Consider the following 3,438-nt stretch of genomic DNA (forward strand, 5'->3'; position numbering starts at 1 on the left):
GAATATCAATTTAGCCGTTTAGACGTCTGGGCGTATTCCGGCTTTTATATCCCTATAGTGATCTTCTATAAGATCTGAGTTGTTTTTCCTTGGCTGTGCCTTCCCTAACACCCCTTTCAAAGATCACCCCCCTTACCCCCCTAGAAAGTTTTCCCCTCTTCCCCAAACCATCTAAACATCTAGACGTCCAAACATCCAAGTAACCTTTCAAGTTCTTTTCCCCTTCGCTAACTGCGGCTCCTCGGTATAACCCTGACTCGCTCTTGCATACTTCCTGACAAATTCCCTGAGCCGGATATTTGCCGCTCGTCTTGCCGTGTTATCTTTCCGGTATGAAACGGGTTCTTCATCCCAGACCGCTTCATACACCTCGGCATACTTCACCGTGATTTTTGCCCGTGTAGCCGGATCAAGATTCAGTAACATCTCCTGTATCCACTTGCCGTCATCAGGAAAATATTGAGACGGCATTGATACCTGAACATGAGGATTAATAAACATAGCTGTAACTATTGAGATAAAATTTTTAACAAATTCATTTCGCTACTCTTCGCATTGGTGCAAAAGCAAGACTTTCTTTTCGAATGGCCATATCGGGGCAAATCGCTACAGTTGCATCTTCAATCCTCTGAGAGAGAGATACAGATGGGCGGCGAAAACCATGCGCAATTTGATTTAAATAGGCAGTGGTCGTTCCAGACATTTTGGCAATCTGGCTCCATTGGGCAGATGTAAGTTTTTGGCGAAGATTTAGTAACTCTCGATCCATTTATCACCTCTTCTGTTGATATAATTCATCATTAGCAATATGCTAACTATACAAACAGAGAGAAAGATTAGCAATACTGTGAATAGCATTTAGCTAATTAATGAGGTATTTTCAAAATGGAAACCAAAGATATTAGACGTAAAAATTTAAAATCACTTATGGAATCAAGTGAACTATCCCAAGCATCATTTGCTATGCGCTGCGATTTATCGCCATCCATGATAAGCCAATTAATAAATGGATACAGGAACTTAGGAAATTCTCTATCTAGAAAGATAGAAGAAAAGTTAAGTATAAAACGCGGCTGGTTGGATGTTCCACATGACGAAATAATCAATTCAAATGAATTAATCGAGTCACCACCAGGCTCAACTGAAAGAGATAAAAAATTAACTCCACAAGAAGAGCATCTTGTAGACCTTTTTAGGCAAATGCCAGAAAGAGAACAATCAAGAATAATCAACGAATTAAAGGAAAAGGCGGATGATTACGAACGGATCATTAACGAGTTACTGGAAAGGAGAAAACGCACACTGGGATAAATGACTCTAACTGGCGCCGCTAAACTGGCGCTTTGTTTTATAGTTTATTTTTAAATTAATATTATTAATAAACAACAAGTTATCATTAATTTTAAAAAAATTAGCAATTTGCTATTGATAAAGGATTACCATATAGCTATATTCAAATCATCCGGTACCACACTTAAGAGGTGATTAGCATGACCGTAAAGCGAGAGAATCAGGAAATTAGCGAAAAAGTAGAAATGCTTAGTTCAATTTTAGTTGGCTTGCAACGCCTGTTACTAAGCGGTGGCGTGTCAAAGAAAGACCTAAATAACATAATTGGCTCTGCTTTGAACATAAGCAATGAAATACATGTCAAGCTTGAAATTGATAATGAAGGCATGGCTTATAATAAATGTGCAAACAAAAACATTAAAAGTCATACCAAGGTCATTATTAGTGAATCTTATTTATCAAAATAAAGAATGAATAGCGATTAAAGATACACAGCTAAAAAAATTACCAATATAACCTCAAACCGATTACAGGGTAAAAGATGAAACTCAATAAGAAAGGACACGCGTTAATGACAAGTACCAAAGAGTAAGCAGAATTCAACGGATTCAAAAAATGGCTCTGGTACCCGACGCCAATCAAACACCAGAGCCTGAACACTAATAAACGCTGAGGGACGATTATCATGTTCAACACGAATTGTATCACAAAGATTTTCACTTTTGCAGTTATAAGATCACCTTATATTGCCGAGCGAGTAATTACGGGGGTATGCAATGCGTAAACCAATTACTTTAGACGATGCAAAATATCGCTCAGGTTTAGCCTGTTCACTCTATGAAGTCATTATAAATATGGCTAATAAAGAAGAATGCTCAAGCACCCTGACTGATCTCATCAATCTTGCGTGTGATATTAACTATGAGGTTTCTCGCCCCCTTAAAGCGGCCCTAAATAGCGGAGGTGAAGAATGAATAGCAACTCTCTAAATAAGCAACGTAACACTTCTTACATTGAAATAGAGGACGCACTCGGAAAAATAGAAGCACTAGCGGGGGCGGCAGGTTATCTGGATGGGAATAAAGAAGAGGTAATGTTGTGCCGTGAACTTATAAGCGTTATTCATTCAGTTGCCAGTGAAGTGCTAAAAAAGGAGAAAAGTGATGAATGATTTAGCTGATGATATTTCCGATATGGATTTAAAGGTCATGCAGATAGATGCGCTTCTCTACATATGGCAAGAATCATTTAAGAAAAATTGTGAAGAATCCTACTTCATTGGTGTACTACAGGGTTTAGTTCTCGAAGTAAGGAAAGCGCTGGAAAAACTGGAGGGTCAGGCAGAAAACATTAGAGACTCAAAGAACCCTGAAATAGAAAATAATGAAATTAATATCAGCAAGATAAGATTTAAAGATTTATTAGATAAATCTGAACATCTTGAAGCATTAATGGTGCCTGTTAGCAAAGCTGTTACCGACAAAGACGATGTTGCCGATAGGGACAATACAGATACAGCAACATTAACAGATCTCGCTTCTAGACTGGCAAGCGATCTTGCGCAAGAAATAAGAATATTGGAAGGGCTTAAATTATGAAACTAGAAAAAATCGATTATTCCCGTTTTGATGATGACGAGCTTATTAGTGATAGCGGTATTGATGATGCATTCAGCATACATACATTACCCGTCTATGTTGTTAGTCGTCATGGTCGTTATTGCAAACGTTGGAGTCGTGATAGTGCCATTAATAAGCTAGCGCATATTATGACGCAGAAAGTATTTAGCCGAGCCGGACGAGATACTAACTACCCGGTTCAGCCAGTAATTAGTGAAGATAATGTAGTGAACTGGACAATAGGAGAATTACTACCTGAGTATATTTCATGCCAAAAGAGAGCGGTACGACGAATAAGATTACTGCTTAAGCGTCGAAAAGAAATGGATGAACTACGCAAAAAATATATTGACGCTTTCTGTGAATATGAGCGATTAAGAAAAGAATTTATCAACATCACCAAGCAACAACCCGGTTAAAGTTAAGGAGTTAAAAAAATGTACGAAGTTGAAATTATATATCTCTCAATTAACAGTCAGGCGACAACGCTTTGGGTTAAAGCTGGCAACGACGATGAAGCAAAATACGA

The 3,438-nt window shown here is 38.1% G+C and carries 8 protein-coding genes; 6 read left to right on the forward strand and 2 right to left on the reverse strand.

Annotation, left to right across the window (positions count from 1 at the left end; translation table 11 throughout):
* Positions 1-207 precede the first annotated feature (207 nt).
* Both LGZ99_RS23700 and LGZ99_RS23705 read right to left on the reverse strand, forming a co-directional pair.
* Complete coding sequence (locus tag LGZ99_RS23700) at positions 208-501, reverse strand: hypothetical protein (protein WP_390894054.1); 294 nt, start codon at positions 499-501, stop codon at positions 208-210.
* A gap of 34 nt (positions 502-535) precedes the next feature.
* Positions 536-769 (reverse strand): helix-turn-helix domain-containing protein, encoded by a 234-nt coding sequence (locus tag LGZ99_RS23705; RefSeq protein WP_023044918.1) that lies wholly within the window; start codon positions 767-769, stop codon positions 536-538.
* Positions 770-885: 116 nt separating this feature from the next.
* On the opposite strand from LGZ99_RS23705, the gene LGZ99_RS23710 reads away from it, so the two are divergent.
* From LGZ99_RS23710 to LGZ99_RS23735, 6 genes are all read left to right on the forward strand, one after another.
* A complete protein-coding gene (locus LGZ99_RS23710) occupies positions 886-1,311 on the forward strand; it encodes a transcriptional regulator (protein ID WP_023044917.1) in 426 nt (141 codons plus the stop codon).
* Between the two features lie 179 nt (positions 1,312-1,490).
* On the forward strand, positions 1,491-1,757 hold the full coding sequence (locus LGZ99_RS23715) for a hypothetical protein (protein ID WP_023044916.1): 267 nt from the start codon (positions 1,491-1,493) through the stop codon (positions 1,755-1,757).
* Between the two features lie 309 nt (positions 1,758-2,066).
* Complete coding sequence (locus tag LGZ99_RS23720; RefSeq protein WP_023044915.1) at positions 2,067-2,264, forward strand: hypothetical protein; 198 nt, start codon at positions 2,067-2,069, stop codon at positions 2,262-2,264.
* Complete coding sequence (locus LGZ99_RS23725) at positions 2,261-2,461, forward strand: hypothetical protein (protein ID WP_036841584.1); 201 nt, start codon at positions 2,261-2,263, stop codon at positions 2,459-2,461. Before LGZ99_RS23720 ends, LGZ99_RS23725 begins: the two co-directional genes overlap by 4 nt.
* Entirely contained in the window at positions 2,454-2,888 is a 435-nt protein-coding gene (locus tag LGZ99_RS23730) for a hypothetical protein (RefSeq protein ID WP_262979772.1), read from the forward strand. Before LGZ99_RS23725 ends, LGZ99_RS23730 begins: the two co-directional genes overlap by 8 nt.
* Positions 2,885-3,328 (forward strand): hypothetical protein, encoded by a 444-nt coding sequence (locus LGZ99_RS23735; protein WP_262979773.1) that lies wholly within the window; start codon positions 2,885-2,887, stop codon positions 3,326-3,328. Before LGZ99_RS23730 ends, LGZ99_RS23735 begins: the two co-directional genes overlap by 4 nt.
* Positions 3,329-3,438: the final 110 nt, after the last annotated feature.

It is taken from the genome of Photorhabdus temperata (genome assembly GCF_025384845.1).
GTDB lineage: Bacteria > Pseudomonadota > Gammaproteobacteria > Enterobacterales > Enterobacteriaceae > Photorhabdus > Photorhabdus temperata.

Excerpts from the sequence above, each read along its gene's own strand:
- LGZ99_RS23705 (WP_023044918.1), bottom strand. The coding sequence starts at position 769 with ATGGATCGAGAGTTACTAAATCTTCGCCAAAAACTTACATCTGCCCAA.
- LGZ99_RS23715 (WP_023044916.1), top strand. The coding sequence starts at position 1,491 with ATGACCGTAAAGCGAGAGAATCAGGAAATTAGCGAAAAAGTAGAAATG.
- LGZ99_RS23735 (WP_262979773.1), top strand. The coding sequence starts at position 2,885 with ATGAAACTAGAAAAAATCGATTATTCCCGTTTTGATGATGACGAGCTT.
- LGZ99_RS23710 (WP_023044917.1), top strand. The coding sequence starts at position 886 with ATGGAAACCAAAGATATTAGACGTAAAAATTTAAAATCACTTATGGAA.
- LGZ99_RS23720 (WP_023044915.1), top strand. The coding sequence starts at position 2,067 with ATGCGTAAACCAATTACTTTAGACGATGCAAAATATCGCTCAGGTTTA.
- LGZ99_RS23730 (WP_262979772.1), top strand. The coding sequence starts at position 2,454 with ATGAATGATTTAGCTGATGATATTTCCGATATGGATTTAAAGGTCATG.
- LGZ99_RS23725 (WP_036841584.1), top strand. The coding sequence starts at position 2,261 with ATGAATAGCAACTCTCTAAATAAGCAACGTAACACTTCTTACATTGAA.
- LGZ99_RS23700 (WP_390894054.1), bottom strand. The coding sequence starts at position 501 with ATGTTTATTAATCCTCATGTTCAGGTATCAATGCCGTCTCAATATTTT.